The organism is Lysobacter yangpyeongensis, assembly GCF_042655745.1.
In the GTDB taxonomy this organism is placed as follows: Bacteria; Pseudomonadota; Gammaproteobacteria; order Xanthomonadales; family Xanthomonadaceae; genus Agrilutibacter; species Agrilutibacter yangpyeongensis.
The window spans coordinates 589699-611126 of record NZ_JBHSNM010000001.1; the positions used below are offsets into that span (position 1 = coordinate 589699).

Sequence of the window (21428 nt, forward strand, 5' to 3'; positions counted from 1 at the left end):
TGCCGCGCTCACGGTGTCGAATCCTTGACGTCGCTGTCAGGGGCGCCGTCGGCGCCGACATCGACCGCGTTCAGCGTCGGCATCGGGCCACGGCCCGGCACCCAGGCCTTGAGCTGGTACACGTAGGACAGGACTTGCGCGACGGCGGCGTAGAGCTTCACCGGTATCTCCTGGTCGACCTTGGCCAGGCGATACAAGGCGCGTGCCAGCGGCGGCGCTTCGACTATGGCGATGCGGTGCTTGCCGGCGAGTTCGCGGATCGCCAGCGCCATTTCGTCGACGCCCTTGGCGACGACCTTCGGCGCGCGCATGGCGCCGGCGCTGTACTTGAGCGCGACCGCGTAGTGGGTCGGATTGGTGATCACCACGTCCGCGGTGGGCACGGCTTCCATCATCCGGCGGCGCGACATCTCGCGGGCGACCTGACGCACGCGCGCCTTCACTTCCGGGTTGCCTTCGGATTCCTTGAGCTCGTCGCGCAGCTCCTGCCTGGTCATCTTCAGCCTGCTGCGATGGCGGAAGTGCTGCCAGGGCACGTCGAGCGCGGCGAGCACGCCCAGCGCGCCGACCATCGCCAGCAGGGCGGAGGAAGCCAGGCCGATGCCTTCGGACACGGCGACCTCGAGCGAGGCCTGCGGCAGGCCAATGAGCGTGTCGAAGGCGCGGTACACCATCCAGCCGCCGATGCCGCCGATCAACAGCACGCGCAGGACTGAACGGATGATTTCGACCAGGCTGTCGCGCCCGTACATCCGCTTGAGCCCGTTCAGCGGATTGAGGCGGTTGAAGTCGGGCTGCAGCGCCGCGCTGGCGAAGCGCAGATTGCCCATCACGGCGGGGGCGACCAGGCAGGCGATCAGTGCGGCGGCGAACAGCGGCAGCATCGGTACCACCAGCCCGCCCAGCAGCGATGCGGCGTGCGGCAGCAGGCGGTCGGGGGCGTCGATCAGCGCCGGATCGACGGTGAGCGCATCGCGCATCCAGTCGCGCGAGGCGCTGCCCATGCCGCCGGCGGTGGCCTTGAGGGCGAGCACCGCGCAGCCGAGCACTGCGACGTTGCCGAGCTCGCGCGAGCGCGGGACGTCGCCGCGTTCGCGGGCCTCGCGCAATCGTTTTTCCGATGGCTGTTCGGTGCGGTCTTCGTGGTCGGCGGCTTCGCTCATGCGGCCTCCTCAACCCGTCAGGCCGCGTGCGGCGGCGAAGGCGTCGTCGAACAATTGCTGCACCGGCGCCTGCAGTTCGCGGGTGAGCAGCATGAGCAGGGCGAGACCGACCAGCAGCGAGACGGGCAGACCGATCGCCATCGGGTTGAGTTGCGAGGCCGCGCGGGCGAGCACGCCGAACGCGATGTTCACCGCCAGCAGCGCCATCGTCACCGGCAACGCGAGCAGCACGCTTGCGCGCAGGGTGGTCGAGAAGAAGGTCGGCACCGCGGCGAGGAGTGCCTGGCGGTCGGGCAGGGCAGCGCCGATGGGCAGGCCGTCGTAACTGTTGGCGAGCAGGCGCACCAGCGCGAGGTGTCCGTCGAGGGTGAAGAACAGCAGCGCGAACACCAGGTAGAACCATTGCGACAGCACCGGCGAGGACGCGCCGCTGAGCGGATCGGCCATCGTCGCGAAGGACAGGCCCATGCCCTGCGAGACGAATTCGCCGGCCAGTTGTCCGGCTTCGAAGGCCAGGCGCAGCAGCAGGCCGATCACCAGGCCGACGCTGACCTCGCGCAGCACGCCGAGGATCGTCGTCGCATCGACGCCCATCGGCGGTGGCGTAGGCAGCACGGTGGAGATCGCGCCCGCCATGGCGAGGGTCACCACCAGTCGCGCACGCACCGGCATGCCACGGCCGCCGAGCACCGGCAGCACCTGCACCGCCGCGCCGATGCGCAGCGCGTACCAGAGCACGGTGCCGAGCAGGGCGAACAGATCGACGCCAATGGCGGTGGCGAGGGTGGCGCTGTCCATCAGGCTGCCCGCGGCGTTCCGTCTGTCGTTCGCGCGAAAGCAGCCGCTTCGGCTTTTCCGCTCGTCATCCCCGCGAAAGCGGGGATCCAGTGACTTCTACGCTCGCCATCCCTGCGGAAGCGGGGATCCAGCGTCTTTGCTAAAGCGGGGATCCAGTGACTTCCACGCTCGTCATCCCCGCGGAAGCGGGGATCCAGTGTCTTTGCTTTTGCAATACGAAGCGGTCCGAAAAAGCGAGGAGCCAAAGACACTGGATTCCCGCTTTCGCGGGAATGACGAGCCATAGCAACGTCGGGCTTTCCAGCAAAAGCAACAGCGGCGAGAACGGCGTCCATCACCCAATCAACTGCGGAATCCGCTGAAACAGATCCGTCGTGAACGACACCAGCCGCCCCAGCAGGAAATGCCCGGTCAGTCCCAGCGTCACCACCAGGGTGAGCGCCTTGAACACGAACGCGATGGTCGGTTCGTTGATCTGCGTGGCAGCCTGCACGATGCCGACCAGCACGCCGATCGCCAGCACCGCGAGCAGCGGCGGCGCGCCCAGCATCAGCGCCAGTTGCAGCCCGTTGGCGATTTCGTCGAGTGCGATTTCCGGAGTCATGGGCGGTGCCACTCAGATGGGGTTGAAGCTGGAAGCGAGCGAACCCACCACCAGCACCCAGCCGTCCACCAGCACGAACAGCAGGATCTTGAACGGCGTGGAGATGAGCATCGGCGACAGCATCATCATGCCCATCGACATCAGCACGCTGGCCACGACCAGGTCGATGATCACGAAGGGGATGTAGATCAGGAACGCGATCTCGAACGCGGTCTTGAGCTCGCTGGTGAGGAACGACGCGGCGAGCACGCCGAACGGCACGTCCTGCGGCGTCGCATACGGGCCGGTGTGCGACAGGCCGGCGAAGGTCATCAGGTCGTTCTGCCGTACCTGCGCGAGCATGAAGGAGCGGAAGGGATCGGACGCGGCGGTCCAGGCGGTCTTGAAATCGATCTGGTGATCGAGATACGGCGCGATGCCGTGCGCCCAGGACTGGTCGAACACCGGCGCCATCACCATCGCGGTGAGGAACAGCGCGAGCGCGAGCAGCACCTGGTTGCCCGGCGTCTGGCCGGTGCCGAGTGCCTGTCGCAACAGGCCGAGCACGATGATGATGCGGGTGAACGCGGTGAGCCCCATCAGCGCTGCCGGCAGCAGCGTGATGCCGGTCATCAGCGCGAGCACCTGCAACGGCATGCTCACCGGCTGGTTGCCGATCTGGCCGACGGTGACCGACGGCAAGGGGCTGGAAGGCGTCGCGGCGGCTGCCGCTGCGGGCGTCGTCTGTGCCTGCACCTGCGCAGGACGCGCCTGCGCATGGGCGGTGCCGCTCAGCGCAATCGCCAGTGCGAAGCCGAGCGCGAACATCGTCAGCGCGCGCAGGAGGTAGTCGAGCGACAGGAAGCGCCGGGGAGAGTGCGTCGGGCGGGTCATGCCTTCTTTCCGAAATGCTGCGCGAGTACCTGCGCGAAGGCGGACGGCGCCGCGGCTTCGGCGACGGGCAGCGGTTCGCTCAGCGTGTGCAGGGTGCGCGTGCCGGCGGCACCGACACCGAGCACCAGCTGGGTCTCGCCGACGGCAACGACGACGAGCCGCTCGCGCGGGCTCAATGCCAGCGAGCCGACGATACGCAGCGCGTTGCTGCCGGCGCCGCCGCGCAAACCGGGCATGCGCTTGGCGATCCAGGCCAGTGCGAGGATCAAGCCGATCACCATCGCCAGCGCGACGACCGCACTGCCGATGCTGCCGGCGGCGCTGGGCGAATGCGGCATCGCGGCGGGCTTGCCGATCTGGGCGACGGTCGCGGTCTTCGGACCGGCGAACGCAGTGCCCTGCGTGGCAGCGGTGTTCTTCGCCGCCGGATCGATGGCAACGGCCTGCGCAGTCGTAGCGGTGGTCGCAGGCGACATCGCCGGGCTGCGCGCATCCCGCGCAAGCGACGCGGTGGCCGCTGCAGATGCGACTTCGCCGACGGACGCCGGAGCGGTTGCGGGCGTGGCAACGGTCGCGGTTGCGTCCGCCGAAGCGAGCGTGACTGCGGCCGCGTCGCCGTTCGAGGCCATCGCCGGCACGACCTGCGGCAACGGCGCCAGCAGCGCCGCGCTGCGCGAAGCGGTACGGCTCATCGCAGCCTCTTGATCCGCTCGGCCGGGCTGACCACGTCGGTCAGACGCACGCCGAAGCGGTCGTTGACGACGACGACTTCGCCCTGCGCGATCAGCGTGCCGTTGACGTAGACGTCGAGCGGCTCGCCCGCGGCGCGGTCGAGTTCCACCACCGATCCCTGGTTGAGCTGCAGCAGGTTGCGGATCGGGATGCGCGTGCGGCCGACTTCGAGCGACAGCGACACCGGCACGTCGAGGATGACGTCGAGGTTGAGTTCGGGGCCACCAGCACCGGCTTCGGCGGTCAGCGGATCGAAGGCCGCGCGGGCGGCGGAATCGGAAATGTTCATGGAGTGGCTGCCGTGGGATCGAAGGTGGAAGCGGGTCGCGCGGCATGCACCTGCGTGACCTTGATGGCGTTGCGGCCGTTGTGGACGCCGAATTCGCCGGAGAACAGCGGCATCTGCTCGACGTGCACGGGCGCGACGGGCAGCAGGTCGATCGGGATGATGTCGCCGACCTTCATGCGCGAGAGATCGCGCAGGCTGATCTGGCGACGGGCGATGGTGGAACTGATTTCGACCATCGCTTCCTGCAGCTGGGCGTGCATCGCGCGCGTCCAGCCGGCGTCCTTCTCGATGCGGTCGCTCTGCACGCCGGCGTCGAGCTGCTCGCGGATCGGTTCGAGCATCGAGTAGGGCAGCGCGACGTGGACTTCGCCGCCGCCGCCTTCGAGTTCGCAGTGGAAGCGGCTCACGACGATGTAGTCGCGCGGGCTGATGATGTTGGCGAAGTGCGGATTGACTTCGGAATTGAGGTATTCGAATTCGACCGGCATCACCGGCGCCCACGCGTCGACCAGGTCGGCGAAGGTCTGCTTGAGCAGCAGCTGGATGACGCGCATCTCGGTCGGCGTGAATTCGCGGCCTTCGATGCGGGTGTGGAACTTGCCGTTGCCGCCGAAGAAGTTGTCGACGACGGTGTAGACCAGGCGCGGTTCGTAGACCACCAGCGCGGTGCCGCGCAGCGGCTTCATCTTCACCAGGTTGAGGTTGGTCGGCACCTGCAGCGAATGCATGTATTCGCCGAAGCGGACCAGATCGATGCCGCGCACCGACAGGTCGGCGGAACGGCGCAGCAGGTTGAACAGGCCGATGCGCCAGGTGCGCGCGAAGCGCTCGTTGATCATCTCCAGCGTCGGCAGCTTGCCGCGGACGATGCGGTCCTGGCTGGCGAAGTCGTAGGAGCGCGCCTCGCCCGGCGCGGGCGGCGGCTCCTCGGTATCGACCGCGCCGCTGTCGACGCCGTGGAGCAGGGCGTCGATTTCGTCCTGCGAGAGAAGGTCGGCGCCCATCACTGCGTTACCAGGCTCGTGAAGATGACGGCGTCGACCCTGTCGGCCGCGCCTTCCTGTTTCAGCACCTGCCGCGCCTCGTTGAGCGCGGCGGCCTGCAGGCGTTCCTTGCCGCTGCGCTGCGCGAGCTGCGCGGAGGACTGCTGGCCGAACAGCAGCAGCAGGCGATTGCGGATCGCCGGCGCGTGCGCCTCGACGGCCGCGCGGGTGTCGGCGTCGCGGGTTACGAGCTGCACGTCGGCCTGCAGGTAGCGGACCGCTTCGGTATCGACCAGGTTGACCACGAAGGCCGGTTCGAGCGCGTAGTACTGCGCGGGCGCGCGATGCGGCTTGGCCGCCTTGTTCGCGGCGTGGGCCGCCGCCTGCTGGCCCTGCCACCACCAGAAGCCGCCGCCACCGCCGCCACCGAACACGACGAGGATGAGGGTGATCCACAGCCATTTGCGACCGGACTTGGCCGGCGCGGTCTTGCGGGCGGGTTCAGCGGGGGCTGGCACGTAGGGCACTCCGGGTCTGGAATGCCGGAGCTGTGCAAGCGCTGTGCCTGGGACGTGTCGGGGTTTTGGCGGAAGGATGAATGCGGGGGTGGCGGCGGGTTGACGCGGGTCCTGGAGCTAAAGGCAAGAGTGGCTCGCTGCGCCCGCTCCCCTCATCCGCCTTCGGCACCTTCTCCCCGCAAGCGGGGAGAAGGGGTTCCGTAGATCCCGCGGCTCCCGCGGCTCCGTGACTCCCGCGGCTTCCGCAGCTTCCGCCAGCGGAACGCCGCGCGTGTTGCTTTCTCTTCTCCCCGCTCGCGGGGAGAAGATACCCGCAGAGCCTGCCCCGAATGCCTTAATCGGGGGGCAGATGAGGGGCGGCGAGCGCAGCGAGTTGCTCTTGGCGACCTGACGTCAGGCGTATTCGTCCAACAACCCCCGGCTGCGAAGCGGCCGAAGTACCGCATTGACCGCTCCCGGCGACTCGGACGCCGGCAAGCCGGGCGTGTCCTCGCGCGCCCGCTGCCCGGCCCCCGCCTGCCGCTGCCCCACATCGGCGTGACCCAGCTGCAGCCCCTGCTGCCCGAGCAGTTCGCGCAGCCGCGGCATGCTGGCTTCGATCGTCTGCCGCACGGCCGCGTGCGCGCTGTGGAATTCGGCGTTGACCTGCGTGCCGTCCACCTGCACGCGCACGTCGATCGGGCCCAGGTGTTCCGGGTTCAGGCGGATCTCGGCGTGGCCCAGGCGCTGTTCGGCCATCCACACCAGGCGCGCGCCGAAACCGTCGTCGAAGCCCTGCTGCGGATCGGCCGGGACCGCGAGCGGCGCCGTCACGGCGGTGCGCGTTTCGGATGCGGATGCAGTCGTAGGCGCGATATTCGGGAATGCGGGGAACGCAGGCGACGCATCGCTGCCCACCACCGGCGTGGCCGCGTCGTTCGAAGTGCCAATCGCGGCGGCCGGATCGGTGGACACAGGACCGGCCGACACTTCCGACGGCGCAGCGGACGCATCGGCCGGCGTTGCCGTCGCGGTCGCGGTCGCGGTCGCGGGGAAGAACGCCGCGATCGCCGCCGCCGGTTTGCCTCCGACAACGGCAGCAGGGGTCAGGGACGCCGATGCCTCGGTTCCGCCTTGCCCAGTGGAAGGCGGTGCCGCCGGTGGCGTGGTCGCCGGCGTTCCCGCTGTCGACCACGCGCCGCCCAGTAGCGCCAGCAGCTGATCGGGCAGGGCGGCATCGAGCGTCGAAGCCGCGTCGTTCTGATCGCCCGAATCCTGCCCGATCGACGCAGCGGGCGCATTCGCCGGAGATTCCGTGGTCACCGCGCCGCTACCGATACTGGAGGACAGCAACGCGGCGAACTCGGATGGCGCATGCGGCTTCGCCGCGTCGGTGCGGTTCTGCCTGGACGCGGTCCCCTGCGGTCGCGCGGATGCTTCGGTCGCGCCGTTGGCTCCGGCCTGTTCCGGTGCCGCAGTCGAAGGCTCCGGTGCGGAACCGGGTTGCGCCGCGGTCTCCACTTCAGACATCGCACCCGAAGGCGGGGGCGACGATGCCATCGTCACTGGATTTGCCGCGGCCGGCGTGCTCATGGCACCGATCACGTAGCGGACTCCCCGCCCTTGTCGGGATCGCCGGCGTTGTCCGCCTTCGCGGCAAGCGCGCGGCGGCCGCCCAGGTCGTCCAGTTCGCGCTGCACGCGCTGTTCGGCCACGCGTGTTTCCTGCGCGCGGTAACTGTCGGCGAGCTTTTCCAGCACCTTGGTCTCGCGGCTCGCCAGCAACAGGCGCGCGCGTTCGACGTCGCTGAGCTGGCGGTTGTGATCGACGATGCCGGCCTGCTGCACCACCGCGGCGTTGAGGCGTTCGCGGAAGGCCATCCGGTTCACCAGCAGGGCGGGCGCGATGCTGGTGTTCGCCGGTGGGGTCGCGTATTCCTCGGCGTAGCGACGCAGCGCTTCCAGGCGTTCCTGTTGCTCGGCCAGCGCGCGATCGCGCTCGGCGACCTCGCGGGCGGCGGTGTCCTGGCGTTGGTGCATGACTTTCAGGAGCGGATCGAGACGGTTCGAGCGCATCGGGGGCCTATCGGTACAGGACGTCAGACGTTGGATTCGTCGAGCAGTCGCGCGAGCGCCGCGCGGCTGGCTTCGACATCGGCGGCCTCGGACACGTCCTGTCCGAGGAACTGGAGGATCGCGGGCCAGCGCGCCATCGCTTCGTCGACCACCGGGTCGTTGCCGCGCTGGTAGGCGCCGATGGCGATGAGGTCACGCTGGGCGTTGTAGGCGGCCATCAGGCGTTTGAGCTTGCGGATGCGCTCGCGCCACGGCGCGTCGGTGATGTCCTGCATCACGCGGCTCACCGAGACTTCGACGTCGATGGCCGGGTACTGGCCGGCATCGGCGATGCGGCGCGTGAGCACGATGTGGCCGTCGAGGATCGCGCGCGCGGCGTCGGCGATGGGTTCCTGCTGATCGTCGCCTTCGGTGAGCACGGTGTAGAACGCGGTGATGGAACCGCGGCCTTCGGCGCCGTTGCCGGCGCGTTCCACGAGAGCCGGCAGGCGCGCGAATACCGAGGGCGGATAACCGCGCGTGGTCGGCGGCTCGCCCACCGACAGGCCGATCTCGCGCTGTGCCTGGGCGTAGCGGGTCAGCGAGTCCATCAGCAGCAGCACGTGCAGGCCCTGGTCGCGATACCACTCGGCGATGGCGGTGGCACGCAACGCGCCGTGCAGGCGCGCCAGCGGCGGACGGTCGGCCGGTGCGGCGACGACGACGGCGCGGCGCAGGCCTTCCTCGCCGAGCGTGGCTTCGACGAAATCGCGCACTTCGCGGCCGCGTTCACCGATCAGTCCCACGACGATCACGTCGGCGGCGGTGAAGCGGGTCATCATGCCCAGCAGCGTCGACTTGCCGACGCCCGAGCCGGCGAACAGGCCCACGCGCTGGCCGCGACCGATCGGCAGCAGCGCGTTGATCGCGCGCACGCCGACGTCGAGCGAACGCGTGATCGGTTCGCGCATCAAGGGGTTGATCGCGGCGCCGGTGAGGCCGACCCAGTGCTCCTCGCGGATCGGGCCGCGGCCGTCGAGCGGCACGCCATCGCTGTCGATCACCCGGCCGAGCAGGCCTTCGCCGACCGCCACTTCGCCGCGGCGCCGCGCGGGCACGACGCGCGCGTTCGGCAGCAGGCCGGCGACGTCGGCCGAGGGCATCAGGAAGGTGCGGTCGCCGGAGAAACCGACGACTTCCGCGTCGACCCAGCGTCCGCCCGCGCTTTCCACGCGGCAGCGCGAACCGAGCGGAGCGCTGCAGCCGGAGGCTTCGAGGGTGAGACCAACCGCGCGGCGCAGCACGCCTTCGCGGGCGAGGCCGAGCAGCGGCGTGTTCGGATCGCAGTCCTGCAGGCGCGCGGCCAGACGCAGGTTGCGGGCTTCCTGCCAGTGGGAGGCGGGGACGCTCATGCGCGGTGCTCCTTGCGGGGGGCGGCCGCGCGGAGGCAGGGGTGGTCCGCGATGTTGGCCAAGCGAGGTTGCTTTCGCTTTCGCTCGTCATCCCCGCGGAAGCGGGGATCCAGTGACTTCGCTTTTGTCAGTCCCGTTACCTGCACAAAAGGCACTGGATGACCAGCGCTGCGCGCCGTTGAAAAGCGCCTCCCGCTGGATCGGACATTCGTCTGCAGAAAGCCGCGGGAATGACGAAGCAAAGCGGGCGAAAAACCATCGTCATCCCCGCGAAGGCGGGAACCCTGTGTCGTTGTACTCCCAGGAAACAAGGACACTGGATTCCCGCTTCCGCGGGAACGACGAATCAAAATTGCCGGACGGATTTCACCGGTGAACCGACGGCCGACAGTTTTTGCAGGATCGGCCCCCGGCCACCGGCGGAGGCGAGGCGGCGCGAGCGTGGATTGGCAGGCTTGAGCCTGCCCTACGCCAGGCACGGCGGGCGTGGCGGTGGCTGCGCTCACCGTTCGGCCCCCTTGCCCGCGATCACCGCTTCCAGCACCGACTGCAAGCGCGCGGCGATGGTGCCGTCGATGCGCACGCTCTCGCTGTGCAGGCGCAGTTCGCCGCGGCCCAGCGAGGCGTCGATGGTGAGACGCACGCCGTCCAGGCCGGCGAGGTGCGGCGCGAGCACGCCGAAATCGTCGGGATGCAGGCGCAGTTCCATCTCGCGGCTGCCGCTGCCCACGGCGTCGAGCGCTTCACGCACGAGGTCGGCGAGCAGGGTGGGATCGGCGGTGTATTCGCGTGCGAGCAGCGAGCCGGCGATGCGCACGGCGAGATCGGCGAGCGCATCGGCGACTTCGCCATCCAGACGCGCCAGCGGGCGGGTGAAGCTGTCGAGGATGCCCTCGATCTGCGCGATCATCCGCCGCACTTCGTTCTGCCCCGCGGCGAGGCCTTCGGCGTGGCCGCGCGCATAGCCTTCGTCGTGTGCGGCGCGTTCCAGCGCCTGCAGTTCCTCCACCGACGGCGGAGCGGGCAGGGCGGGTTCGTCCCTGCGCGCGGTCGACAGGCCCGGGGCGTTCCAGCGCACGGCATCGAGCATCGTGACCGTCGCGCTCATACGAAGGCCTCGGCCTTGGCGGACAACTGGATCTCGCCGCTGTCGGCCATCTTGCGCACGATGGCGAGGATTTCCTTCTGCGCCGCTTCGACTTCAGCCAGACGCACGGGGCCGCGCGCTTCCATGTCTTCCACCAGGATCTCGGCGGCGCGTTGCGACATGTTGCCGGTGATCTTCTCGCGCACCTTCGCATCGGCGCCGCGCAGGGCGATGGCGAGGCGTTCGCTGGAGACTTCGCGCAGCACCGACTGCATGGCGCGGTCGTCGAGATCGGCGAGGTTGTCGAAGACGAACATCAGGTCGCGGATCTTGCCGCCCAGTTCGCCGTCGACTTCGCCGATGGCGCCGAGGATGGTTTCGTCCTGACCCGAATCCATGAAGTTGAGGATGTTGGCGGCGACCTTGATGCCGCCGACCATCGAAGACTTGATGTTCTGGCTGCCGGCAAACTGCCGCTGCATCACGTCGTTGAGTTCATTGAGCGCGTGCGGCGGGATGCCGTCGAGCGTGGCCAGGCGCAGCAGCACGTCCACGCGCACGCGTTCCGGCAGGCACTTGAGCACTTCGGCGGCCTGGTCGCTGTCCAGGTGGGCCATCACGATCGCGATGATCTGCGGGTGTTCGTTGCGGACGAGTTCGGCGATTGCGCGCGGTTCCATCCACTTGAGCGAATCCAGGCCGGACGTATTTCGCCCCATCAGGATGCGGTCGATCAGGCTACTCGCGCGTTCCTCGCCCAGCGCCTGGGTGAGGACCGCGCGCACGTATTCATCGGCGGCCGAACCCATCACGTTGGGCTGCGCCAGCGTGTCTACGAAGTCGTCGAACACGGTCGCCACGGTTTCGCGCGACACGCCGCCGACCGAGGTCATCGCCAGGCCGAGCTTCTGCACTTCCTTGGCGCCCATGTGCTTGAGCACTTCGGCCGCCTGCTGCTCGCCCAGGGAGAGCAGGACGATGGCGGCGCGCTGCACGCCGGAAAGAACCGCCTGGTCAGCCATCGGATTCCACCCAGTTGCGCACGACCTGCGCCACGCGCTTGGCGTCGGTGTTGACGGCCGAGCGGGCGACGTCGAGTTTTTCGTCGAAGTTCATCAGCGCGGGCGAGGCGAGGTTCGCCTTGGTGCCGGGAGTCGAGATGGCGACCGGAATCTCCTCGTCGGACTCGACCAGCGCGGGCTGCATCTGGCGCGGCTTCGGCGCAATCAGCTGGCGGAACGCGGGGCGCAGCACGGTGAAGATCAGCACCAGCACGGCCAGTCCGCCCAGCACCGTGCGCAGCAGGTCGCGGGCGCGCGGGTTCTGCCAGATCGGCGGGGGGTCCTCGGGCACATCGACCTTGCTGCGGGCGAAGGGCGCGTTGACCACGGACACCACGTCGCCACGCTGCGCGTCGAAGCCGATGGCCTGCTGCACCAGCGTCTCGATGCGTTTGAGTTCGGCGGCGGTGAGCGGCCGTTCCTTCGATGCCTTGCCGGTTTCCGACGTCGCCTGCGGGACGTTGTCGACCAGCACGGCGGCGGTGACGCGGCGGATGCGACCGGGCGCCTGGCGGGTGTGCGTCAGCGTGCGGTCGAGTTCGTAGTTGCGCACGGCGGTGCGGCTGCCCGGTCCCGATACCGACGGCGCGGCGTTCGCGGGTGCATTCGTGGGTGCGGCCTGCGTGGCGGTGGCTGTGGTCGACGTGGTGTTGGCCGCCGTCGGCGTGTTGCTCGCGCTGCCGGGAATCCCCTGCGCGGGCGCGGCGCCGGCAGGACCGGCGGGGCCGAGATTGCCCGATTCGGACAGTTGTTCGCTGCGCACCAGCGCGGTCTGCGGGCCATAGCGTTCGCTGGCTTCCTCGGTCTGCGCGAAGTCCATGTCGACGCTGACCTGCGCGCTGACGCGGCCGCGACCGGTCATCGGTTCCAGCAGTTCCTGGATGCGCTGCACGTAGACCGCTTCCTCGCGGCGCTGCTGGTCGAACTGGCGCGCGCCGATGGCTTCGTCGCCGTCTGGATCGGTGTTGGAGAGCATGCGGCCGAACTGGTCGACGACGGTCACGCGTTCGGGCGACAGGCCGGGAATGCTCGATGCGACCAGATGCACGATCGCGTTCACCTGGCCCTGTTCCAGGGTGCTGCCGCTGCGCAGTTCGAGCACTACCGAGGCGCTGGCCGGTTCGTTCTGGCGGGTGAACGCGCTGGGTTTGGGGAGGGCGAGATGCACGCGGGCTTCGCGCACCGGGCGCAGGTTGGCGATGGTGCGCGCCAGTTCGGTCTGCAGCGCCTGCTGGTAGCGCGCGTTCTCGACGAACTGGCTGGTGCCGAAGCCCTGGTCGCCCTGCATGGATTCGAAGCCGCGCCCGTCGGCCGAGGGCAGGCCGGCCGAGGCCAGCGTCATGCGCGCGGCGCCGAGCTGGTCGGTCGGCACCGACAGTACGCCGCTGGCGGGTTCGATGCGGAACGGAATCTGCGCGCCGCGGAGCAGCTCGGAAGCCTCGTCGACCGACTTGGCGTCCAGGCCCGCGTGGACCGGCACGTAGTCCGGCTTCTGCGTCCAGAAGAACAGCCACAGCCCCAGCGCGATCGTGCCCGCGACCAGCGCGAGCAGACCGAGCTGGCGCACCGCGGGGATGTCCTGCAGGTGGCCGAGGTCCTTGAGGCCGCCGGTGGATTTGGGGAGGGCGATGACGCTCATGATTGGGAGGAGGAGCGGGAAAGGGGAATGGGGAATGGGGAACGGAAGTCAGTGGCGGGTGGCATCGCCGCCGGTTCTTCGGGCTGTGCGCAAAACGTCATCGACGAAATCTCCTGCATTCCCTCTTCCCCATTCCCGCTACTCATTCCCGCCGTTGCTGTCCGGTCACACCGGCATGTTCATCACGTCCTGATAGGCCTGGACGAGCCGGTTGCGGACTTCGACGGTGGCGCGGAAGGCGACCTGCGACTGCTGCATCGCGACCATCACGCGGGCGAGGTCGGCGCGCGGGTCGCCCATTTCGAAGGCCTGCTGCAGGCTGCTCGCGTTGGCCTGGGTCTGGTTGACCTGGTCGAGGGCCTTGGTGAGCGTCTGCTGGAATCCCGTCGCCGGGGCGGCGGGACCGGCAATCCCGCCTGCGCCTGGCGGCGTGATGGCCGTGCTGGCCGGCGCATCGGCCATCGCGCCGCGCGTGCGCATCTCGTGGGCACGGATCTGCGACAGGATGGAGGAGATGGCGTCGGTCATCGCGGTCGTCGCTTCGGAACGGACTTGCAGGGGCTAGGCAAGGCGTGTGCCAGAGGGGTGACGGGAAGTTGGCGTGGGGGCTTTGGCTATGTCGCTGCTTCGCGATACGTCCCCTCACCCTGCGTCGCGACGCCACGCGGTCCCTCGCTCTGCCCCCGGCCCTTGCGCATAGCGCAAGGGCGTTCAGTCGGACATGCGCCAGTGGCGCATGAACGTCCGCCTTCACCCCGCATGCGGGGCGAGGGGGAGCCTGTTCCTCTTCTCCCCGCCCCGCGGGGAGAAGAGGCCCGGAGGGCAGATGAGGGGAGGCGAGCGAAGCGAGTTGCCTTTGCTCTTCTTGCAGGTACGACGGCAAAGCAAAAGCAGCTCGCTGCGCTCGCTCTTCCTCATCGCCCTTCCCTCAGCGGCTGTCGCCGCTTCGACCCTCTCCCCGTGAGCCGGGAGAGGGATAAAGCAAAGCCTGTTCCTCTTCTCCCCGCACCGCGGGGAGAAGATGCCCGGAGGGCAGATGAGGGGAGGCGAGCGAAGCGAGTTGCCTTTGCTCTTCTTGCAGGTACGACGGCAAAAGCAAAAGCAGCTCGCTGCGCTCGCTCCCCCTCACCCGCCCTTCGGGCACCCTCTCCCCGCAAGCGGGGAGAGGGATCTGTTTCCTGCAGGTGGGAGAGGAATCCGTTTCCTGCAGGTGGGAGAGGAATCCGTTTCCTGCAGGTGGGAGAGGAATCCTGTTCCGCTCAGCCGGAAACCCTCATGCCGCCGCGTCGTCCGACTGCACCTCGTCGCCCTGGTCGCGGAAAATCCCGTACTTGCGCAGCTTCTCCACCAGCGTGGTGCGGCGCAGGCCGAGGAGTGGCGCGGCGTGGGCGACGACGCCGCTGGACTGGTTCAGCGCGGCGCGGATCAGTTCGAGTTCGATGCTGGCCATGTGACTGCGCAGGTCGATGCCCTGCGGAGGCAGCGTGGCGTTCGGCGAATACTTCGACGGATCGATCGTGGCGTCGGTGGCCTTTGCGTTCTGCTCCGGTGCCGCGCCGGCGTGCGTCTGCGGCAGTGCGATCTGTTCGGGTTCCGGTGCGGAGTGGAACCGGTTACACGAAATGTCTGCCGAAACCGCCGCCCCCGGCACATCTCCCCCCGGCAAATCGACGCTCGAGACCGCATTCACCGGCATCGCCGCGCGGTAGCGGGCGGGCAGGTCGACGGCGCGCACGGTGCCGCCCGGATGCAGCACGGCCAGGCGCTCGATCAGATTGCTCAGCTCGCGCACGTTGCCCGGCCAGGCGTAGTGCTGCAGGGCATGGATCGCATCGGCCGCGAGCGTCACCTGGCCGCGGCCGGTTTCCGACAGCTGCCGCGCGATCGCCGCGATCAGGTCGGGCAGGTCGTCGGTGCGCTCGCGCAGTGCGGGCATGTCGATCGGGAACACGTTGAGGCGGTAGAACAGGTCCTCGCGGAACTGGCCGTCGGCGATGCGCGATTCCAGGTTGCGGTGGGTGGCGGCGATGACGCGCACGTCGCACTTCATCGTCTGGTTGCCGCCGACGCGCTCGAAGCAGCGCTCCTGCAGGACGCGCAACAGCTTGACCTGCATCGGCAGGCTCATGTCGCCGATTTCGTCGAGCAGCAGCGTGCCGCCCTCGGCCATCTCGAAGCGGCCCTTGCGCTGGGTCAGCGCGCCGGTGAAGGCGCCTTTTTCGTGGCCGAACAGCTCGCTTTCCAGCAGGTCCGGCGGGATCGCGCCGCAATTGATCGCGACGAAGGGCTTGTCGCGGCGCACCGAGCGGTCGTGGATCGCGCGCGCGACCACTTCCTTGCCGGTGCCGGATTCGCCGAGCACCAGCACGGTGGTGTCGTGCGGCGCGACCTGGTCGATCATGCGGTTGAGCTGCAGCACCGCGACGCTGCGGCCGGTCGGGCCGATGCGCGGCACGTCACGGCGCGCGTCCTCGTCGATGCGCTTGAGGCTGGCGCGGCGCAGGGCTTCCTGCAGCTGGGCGCGACGGATCGGATACGCGAGCGGCCACACCGCCTGCGGATGCAGATGCGCGCGCCAGGCGGCGTCGGCGGCGTGGCCGGGCAGCTCCAGCAGCGGCGGATGCAGCGATTCGCGCGCGAGCCAGCGGGCGAAGCCGTCGAAGGCGGCGCCGTCGCCAATGTCGCCCACGACCACCGCCACCCAGTCGCTGCCCCGCGCGCGGGCGAGGTCGACGTCGCCGGCTTCGGCCGCGATGCGCGGCGTGAAGTCCATGAACTCGAGCAGGTTGGCGACGTGCTCGGCACGCTTCATGTCCTGGTCGATGATGAGGATGCGCGACTCGCTCATTCCCTGATTCCCTTTTCCGTGGCCAGCTGCTCGAGCAGCGGCATGACATCGTGGATGTAGCTCAACTTGCTGACGAAGGCGTCGGCGCCGGCACGCAGCGCGTGCGAGCGGTGTTCGCTGTCGTCGAAATGGCTGGCGATGACCACGTACGGCGGTGCGTCCTGCGCCTTGATCAGGCGCGTTGCCTGCAGCCCGCCCATCTCGGGCATGGCCAGGTCCATCAGCACCACGTCGGGCCGCAGGACTTCGCACTGAGCGATCGCCTCGATGCCGTTGCCGGCGGAGCCGGCGAGTTCGATCCACTCGACGCGACGCAGGTGGCGCACCGCGGCGTTGATGAAGCCGGGGTGGTCGTCGACCAGAAGTATCTTGAGCGTTGCCATGCGGGTCACCGGGTTCAGGCGCGCGCCGCGACGCGCTGACGCGCGCGGACCGGACCGATGGAAAGCTGGTCGCGGTATTTCGCGACCGTGCGGCGGGCGATGCGCACGCCCTGGCGGGCGAGCAGGCCGGCGATCACGTCGTCGGCGAGCGGCGCGTTGGCGGGTTCGGCGTCGATAAGGCGCTTGACCATCGCGCGCACCGCGGTGCCGCCGATGTCGGCGCCTTCCAGGCGCACGGCGAACAGGCGCTTGAGTTCGAGCGTGCCGCGCGGCGTCTGGATGTACTTGCCGGCGACGATCCGCGAAACGGTGGATTCGTGCATGCCGATGGCGTCGGCGACTTCGCGCAGAGTGAGCGGGGCGAGGGCTTCGTCGCCGCGTTCGAGGAAACCGCGCTGGCGTTCGACCAGCACCTGCGCGGTGCGAAGCAGCGTGTCGTTGCGCATGCCCAGGCCGCGCACCAGCCAGCGCGCTTCGTCGAGCAGGCCCTTGAGCACCGCATGGTCGCCGGCGCCGCCGCCGGCGAGGGCGCGTTCGCAATGCGGCGCGATGCGGACCTTCGGCGTGGTGCGCGGATTGAGGGCGACGCGCCAGGCGCCACCGGCGAACCAGGCGACCACTTCCGGCACGACGTGCGCTTCGTCGGTGGCCGGCGCTTCGACCGGATGCGGACGCAGGCTGAGGATCAGGGCGACGGCGGCGCGCACCTGTTCCGCATCCGCGGCCAGGGCGTGGGCGAGGCCGGCTTCGTCGTGCGCGGCGAGCAGGGCGAGGTGGTCGCGCAGGATGCACGCGGCGAGCTCGCGCAGCGGGCCGGCGGGCTGCGCCGCCAGCTGCGCCGACAGGCATTCGCCGGCATCGGCGGCGGCCATGCCGGGCCAGTCGCCGTGCAGCAGGCGCTGGCGCACGACTTCCAGTTCGTCGGCCTGTTGCGGGAAGGCGGCGCGGCCTTCGGCGAGCAGTTCGGCCAGCGGCTGTTCGAGATAGCCGCGGTCGTCGCAGCGGTCGAGCCACCAAGCTGCCAGTTCGAGGTCGGCGGGCTTCCAGTGCAGCGCGAGTTCGCGCAGCAGCCGCACGCGCGGGTCGCTGGAGGCGGCATCGGCGATGCGGGCCATGCCGTCGTCGTCGCCGGCGCTGCCGCCGGCGGCGATGCCGGCGAGGAAGGAGGGTTCGGGCAGTTCGTCCCAGGCGGCGGTTTCGAGCGCGGCGGAGGCCGCGTCGGCGGCTGGAGCGTCGGATTCGTCGGCGGGCTCGTCCTGTTCCAGCAGCGGATTGCGCTCCAGCGCCTGCTGCAGTTCCTGTTCCAGCTGCTGCGAGGTCAGCTGCAACAGCCGGATCGACTGCAGCAGCTGCGGTGTCAGGTTGACGCCCTGCACCAGGTTCGCGCGCATTCCCGCCTTCATCGTCACTCGTCCCCGTCCGCCCTGTGGGCGACCCCGGGAACCATCGTGAAGGGCGCATGACGGAAGACGAATCGGGGCAAACCCGGGCGCGACTAGGGGAAAACCCGGGCCCATGTAGGGGAATCCCTTACACCGCGTCGCAAAAGTGACGCGAGCCGTCGCAGGGGGACGCGGGGCGGCGGAGCGGGGCGGCGGAATCCCAGCGCGATGCCGCGGTCAGCGGCGATCGTGCAGGCGCATCGCGGTGCGCAGCAGTTCGACGGCGTTGCGGCAGCCCAGGGTTTCCATCAGCCGCGAGCGGTGGGTTTCCACCGTCTTGACGCTGAGGCCCAGGTCCGCGGCGATCTGCTTGGTGGTGCGGCCCGCGCCGAGCGCATCGAGGATTTCGCGCTGCCGCGGCGACAGCTTGTCGATATCGCCCATCGCGCGGCGCGCGCCTGGCGGCTGCAGTTGCGAGGCGAAGACCTGCGGACTGAGGAAGGTGCGGCCGGCGGCGGCGGCACGGATCGCGACTTCCAGTTCGGCCGGCGCGGCTTCCTTGACGACGAAGCCGTTGGCGCCGCGCTGCATCGCTTCGCGCACATGCAACGAGTCGTCGTGCATCGACATGATCACGACGGCCGCTTCGGGCAGGCCGTGGCGCAATTCGCCGAGCGCGTCGAAACCGCTGCGGCCCGGCATCGACACGTCGAGCAGGATCACGTCCGGCAGCATCTGTCTGGCGCGTTGCACGACCTCGTCGGCACTGCTGGCCTCGCCGACGACTTCCACGCCGTCGAAGGCATCCACCAGCCGGCGCAAGCCGGCGCGGACGAGCGTGTGGTCGTCGCAAATCAAGACTCGAATCACCCGCGCCCCTCCGCATTCCCTTAGGACGATAGCTTAATGCCGCGGGTGTATCCGCAAAATCGCCGCTTGCGTCAGTTTGGTTACCCTGCGCGTCGGCTTTCGGCCACGGCGCGTCGGTGCACGCGGAAAAGATGGCGCTCGAGGGCCGCTTCCAGCACCGGGCCGAGCCCCTCGAAGCGCAGCCACAACGACTGCGAGCCGGGTTCCACGCCGGCTTCCGCCGCCAGCACGGTCGCCGGGAGCACGAGCGGCGAAGGCAGCCATTCAGCCGCCTGCACCCGAAACAATCCTGGCGTTCCCGGCGCGAAGGCCGCGTCATGCGACATGCGCACGCCCCGGGCGGACCAGCGCAGGCGGCGCAGCGGATCGGTGGACTGGCCGGCGGCGAACCCGGCCACCAGGGCGGTGAGCAGGTCGACCTTGGCCTCGAGCCGACGGAAGGCGGCGTCGATGTGCGGATCGCTTTCCTCGTTGCGCGGGCTGTCTTCGACGACGGCGAGCGCGCGCAGCAGCGCCTCGGCCTGGAGCAGGTGCGCGCGCAGGCGCGTCGCCTCGACCGGACCGGGCAGGAAGACTGCCGGATGCACTTCCTCGCAGGCGAGCGCGTCCCCGAACAACTGTTCGTTCGCGCGCTCGATCGCTGCGAGCACGGTGGTCATGCCAGTTCCCGCAACCAGGCGCGGGCGCCACGGTGGTCTGCCGACAGGCGTTCGAGCGCGTCGGTCACTTCGTTGCGGGCGTGACGCAGCTCGGCGAGCAGTGCCCGCTGTGCGAGCAGCAGGTCGAGCCAGGGTTCGCGCGACATCGTGGCGCGATCGATTTGGTCCAGCGCCGTCACCAGTTCGTGCTGGTGACGTGCGAGCAGCGCGGTCGCGCGCGGCCAGTCGCATTGCGCGATAGCCTCGCGGATTTCCTCCGCAGGCAGATCCGGCACCTTCGTGCCGCTGGCCACGTCGCCGGTCACTTCACCCATCACTTCGCCGGCGCGGGCGCGATCGCACGCCAGGCCGATTCGATCTCGCCGAGCAAACCGTCGACTTCGCGCAGCGGCTCGGGATCGTTGTGGGCATTGGCGGCGAGCAGCCGGCGCTGCGCGTAGTCGTAGAGCGCCTGCAGGCCGTCGGCGATCTCGCCGCCGGCTTCGAGGTTAAGGGCGCCGTCGAGGCCGCCGATGATCGCGCCGGCTTCGCTGATCGCCTGGGCCTTGCGCGGCAGGTCGCCGCGTTCGAGGCACGCGATGGCCAGACGGGCGCGTTCGCGCGCACCGGCCAGCATCAGGGTGACCAGTTCGTGCGGGCTGGCATCGAGCACGGCGCTGGAGACGCCGGTCTGCCGGTACTGGTTGGCGTAGTTGCGGGCGCTGTACATGGCGGGACTCGTGATGACTGGGGGATGGTCAGAGTTTGTCGAGCTGCTGGGCGAGGTAGCTGCTGGTGGACTGCATGCGCGTCATCAGCTCGTCGAGCGCGACGAACTGCGCGCGGTAGCGGGCTTCCAGCGCGCTCATGCGGGTATCGAGCGCGGCGCGCTGGTCGGCGATGGACCTGGTGCGACTGGCGAGGTCGTCGTCGCGGCTCTTGAGCAGGCCGTCGCTGTCGAGCAGGTGATCGAGGCTCGCGTCGAGTCCCGCCGCCAACCCGTCGTCCGCGGTGAACAGGCGCGCCGCGGCCGCCGGATCCTTCGCCATGCCGGCATCGAAGGCCGCCTCGTCCAGCTTCAGCGTGCCGTTGGTGTCGATGGTGATGCCCAGCGCCTTCAGGTCGGCGACCGAGTCGCCCAGCTGGCCGCGCAGGTCGCGCGCGACGCCGCGAACCAGTGCATCGCCATTGAGCGCCGCGGCGACCTTGGTCGCCGGGTCGTACTTCGTGGTGCTGGCCATCGCATTGATGGCGCTGTTCCAGGAGGAGACGAAGCTCTTGGCCGCGCTGCGCAATACCGACGGATCCGTCGCGACCGTGAGCTGCTTGACCGTGCCCGGCTCGGCTTCGGTGAGCGTCAGCGTGACGCCCTCGATCATGTCGCCGATGGTGTCGCTGGCGCTGCTGCGCACGAAGCCGTCGACCTTGACCTTCGCATCGGTCGCGGCCTGCAGCTGCGTCATCGTGGTGGCCGCGGGCGGCGCGTAGGCGAGGGCGGACAGGCCGCCGTCGCCACCGCTGGCCGCGATGGCGAGCGCGTTGTCCGCGCCGGTCGCCGTGGCGCTGAGCACCAGGCGCGCGCCGTCGTCCGCCGTCACGATCGTGGCGGTGACGCCCTTGCCCTGCGCGGCCTTGTTGATGGCGTCGCGCACGCCCTGCAGCGTGGCGTGTTCGGCGTCGATGTCCACTTCGAGCGTGGTCTCGCCGCTGGTGATGGTGAGATGGCCGTTACCGACGCTGGTGTCGGCGGCGGCGTACGCCTGCGAGGCGAGCTTGTGCGCGCTCGCGCGCGCAAGCACTTCGACGCTGTACGTGCCCACTGCGGCCTTCGCGGTCGCGCTGGCGGTGAAGCCCGCGTCGGACTGCACGGTCGCCTTGCGCGCATCGACGGTGTCGCCGGAGCGCAGCTTGCCGATCGCCGTGCGCAGGCTGTCGAAGGCGCTGCGCAGCGCTCCGAAGGCGGAGATCTGGGCCTTGGTCTTGCTCTCGAGCGCGTCGATGCGGTTCGCGGTGGGCGCGCGGTCGGCGGCGACCAGCTGCTGCACCAGGGATGCGACGTCGAGGCCGCTGCCGATACCGGTGGACGTGATGCTCATCGCGACCACCGGGCGAAGA

Annotated in this window: 23 protein-coding genes; all 23 read right to left on the bottom strand. The window is 69.4% G+C overall.

All coding sequences use genetic code 11. The annotated features are described in order from the left end of the window. Nucleotides 1–8: 8 nt before the first annotated feature. Nucleotides 9–1163: a flagellar biosynthesis protein FlhB gene (flhB, locus tag ACFPN1_RS02665; protein ID WP_386752746.1), complete on the bottom strand. Its 1155-nt coding sequence runs from the start codon at nt 1161–1163 to the stop codon at nt 9–11. 9 nt (nt 1164–1172) lie between these two features. Then, a complete protein-coding gene (fliR, locus tag ACFPN1_RS02670; protein ID WP_386752748.1) occupies nt 1173–1961 on the bottom strand; it encodes a flagellar biosynthetic protein FliR in 789 nt (262 codons plus the stop codon). A 334-nt stretch (nt 1962–2295) separates the two neighbouring features. After that, on the bottom strand, nt 2296–2565 hold the full coding sequence (locus ACFPN1_RS02675) for a flagellar biosynthetic protein FliQ (RefSeq protein ID WP_386752750.1): 270 nt from the start codon (nt 2563–2565) through the stop codon (nt 2296–2298). A gap of 12 nt (nt 2566–2577) precedes the next feature. Continuing rightward, nucleotides 2578–3372, bottom strand: coding sequence for a flagellar type III secretion system pore protein FliP (gene fliP / locus ACFPN1_RS02680; protein WP_386754011.1), 795 nt, complete (start codon nt 3370–3372; stop codon nt 2578–2580). Between the two features lie 62 nt (nt 3373–3434). Continuing rightward, complete coding sequence (fliO, locus tag ACFPN1_RS02685; protein ID WP_386754012.1) at nt 3435–3776, bottom strand: flagellar biosynthetic protein FliO; 342 nt, start codon at nt 3774–3776, stop codon at nt 3435–3437. A gap of 350 nt (nt 3777–4126) precedes the next feature. Then, nucleotides 4127–4459: a flagellar motor switch protein FliN gene (gene fliN / locus ACFPN1_RS02690; RefSeq protein WP_386752752.1), complete on the bottom strand. Its 333-nt coding sequence runs from the start codon at nt 4457–4459 to the stop codon at nt 4127–4129. Then, entirely contained in the window at nt 4456–5466 is a 1011-nt protein-coding gene (gene fliM / locus ACFPN1_RS02695) for a flagellar motor switch protein FliM (protein ID WP_386752754.1), read from the bottom strand. The genes fliN and fliM overlap by 4 nt, the downstream gene beginning before the upstream one ends. Next, a complete protein-coding gene (locus tag ACFPN1_RS02700; protein WP_386752756.1) occupies nt 5463–5960 on the bottom strand; it encodes a flagellar basal body-associated FliL family protein in 498 nt (165 codons plus the stop codon). The genes fliM and ACFPN1_RS02700 overlap by 4 nt, the downstream gene beginning before the upstream one ends. Before the next feature lie 393 nt (nt 5961–6353). Further along, entirely contained in the window at nt 6354–7499 is a 1146-nt protein-coding gene (locus ACFPN1_RS02705) for a flagellar hook-length control protein FliK (protein ID WP_386752758.1), read from the bottom strand. 41 nt (nt 7500–7540) lie between these two features. Continuing rightward, a complete protein-coding gene (gene fliJ, locus ACFPN1_RS02710) occupies nt 7541–8014 on the bottom strand; it encodes a flagellar export protein FliJ (protein WP_386752760.1) in 474 nt (157 codons plus the stop codon). A gap of 23 nt (nt 8015–8037) precedes the next feature. Beyond that, the gene (gene fliI, locus ACFPN1_RS02715) at nt 8038–9405 is read right to left on the bottom strand and encodes a flagellar protein export ATPase FliI (RefSeq protein WP_386752762.1); all 1368 of its coding nucleotides are present in this window, start codon (nt 9403–9405) and stop codon (nt 8038–8040) included. 502 nt (nt 9406–9907) lie between these two features. After that, nucleotides 9908–10495 carry a FliH/SctL family protein gene (locus tag ACFPN1_RS02720; RefSeq protein WP_386754013.1) on the bottom strand — a complete coding sequence of 196 codons (588 nt, stop codon included), beginning with the start codon at nt 10493–10495 and terminating at the stop codon, nt 9908–9910. Between the two features lie 14 nt (nt 10496–10509). Next, nucleotides 10510–11514: a flagellar motor switch protein FliG gene (gene fliG, locus ACFPN1_RS02725; protein ID WP_386752764.1), complete on the bottom strand. Its 1005-nt coding sequence runs from the start codon at nt 11512–11514 to the stop codon at nt 10510–10512. Further along, complete coding sequence (gene fliF / locus ACFPN1_RS02730; RefSeq protein ID WP_386752766.1) at nt 11507–13192, bottom strand: flagellar basal-body MS-ring/collar protein FliF; 1686 nt, start codon at nt 13190–13192, stop codon at nt 11507–11509. The genes fliG and fliF overlap by 8 nt, the downstream gene beginning before the upstream one ends. A 165-nt stretch (nt 13193–13357) precedes the next feature. Then, nucleotides 13358–13720 (bottom strand): flagellar hook-basal body complex protein FliE, encoded by a 363-nt coding sequence (gene fliE / locus ACFPN1_RS02735; RefSeq protein WP_386752768.1) that lies wholly within the window; start codon nt 13718–13720, stop codon nt 13358–13360. Nucleotides 13721–14465: 745 nt separating this feature from the next. After that, entirely contained in the window at nt 14466–16040 is a 1575-nt protein-coding gene (locus ACFPN1_RS02740; RefSeq protein ID WP_386752770.1) for a sigma-54 dependent transcriptional regulator, read from the bottom strand. Beyond that, nucleotides 16037–16423 (bottom strand): response regulator, encoded by a 387-nt coding sequence (locus ACFPN1_RS02745; protein WP_386752772.1) that lies wholly within the window; start codon nt 16421–16423, stop codon nt 16037–16039. The genes ACFPN1_RS02740 and ACFPN1_RS02745 overlap by 4 nt, the downstream gene beginning before the upstream one ends. A gap of 14 nt (nt 16424–16437) precedes the next feature. After that, a complete protein-coding gene (gene rpoN, locus ACFPN1_RS02750; protein WP_386752774.1) occupies nt 16438–17826 on the bottom strand; it encodes an RNA polymerase factor sigma-54 in 1389 nt (462 codons plus the stop codon). Between the two features lie 216 nt (nt 17827–18042). Beyond that, nucleotides 18043–18672, bottom strand: coding sequence for a response regulator transcription factor (locus ACFPN1_RS02755; protein WP_386754014.1), 630 nt, complete (start codon nt 18670–18672; stop codon nt 18043–18045). 83 nt (nt 18673–18755) lie between these two features. Then, nucleotides 18756–19334 carry a PilZ domain-containing protein gene (locus tag ACFPN1_RS02760; RefSeq protein ID WP_386752776.1) on the bottom strand — a complete coding sequence of 193 codons (579 nt, stop codon included), beginning with the start codon at nt 19332–19334 and terminating at the stop codon, nt 18756–18758. Then, nucleotides 19331–19648, bottom strand: a complete 318-nt coding sequence (locus ACFPN1_RS02765) for a hypothetical protein (protein WP_386752778.1) — start codon at nt 19646–19648, stop codon at nt 19331–19333. The genes ACFPN1_RS02760 and ACFPN1_RS02765 overlap by 4 nt, the downstream gene beginning before the upstream one ends. Continuing rightward, a complete protein-coding gene (gene fliS / locus ACFPN1_RS02770) occupies nt 19648–20043 on the bottom strand; it encodes a flagellar export chaperone FliS (protein WP_386752780.1) in 396 nt (131 codons plus the stop codon). Before fliS ends, ACFPN1_RS02765 begins: the two co-directional genes overlap by 1 nt. Nucleotides 20044–20071: 28 nt before the next feature. Further along, a complete protein-coding gene (gene fliD / locus ACFPN1_RS02775) occupies nt 20072–21409 on the bottom strand; it encodes a flagellar filament capping protein FliD (protein ID WP_386752782.1) in 1338 nt (445 codons plus the stop codon). Between the last annotated feature and the right edge of the window lie 19 nt (nt 21410–21428).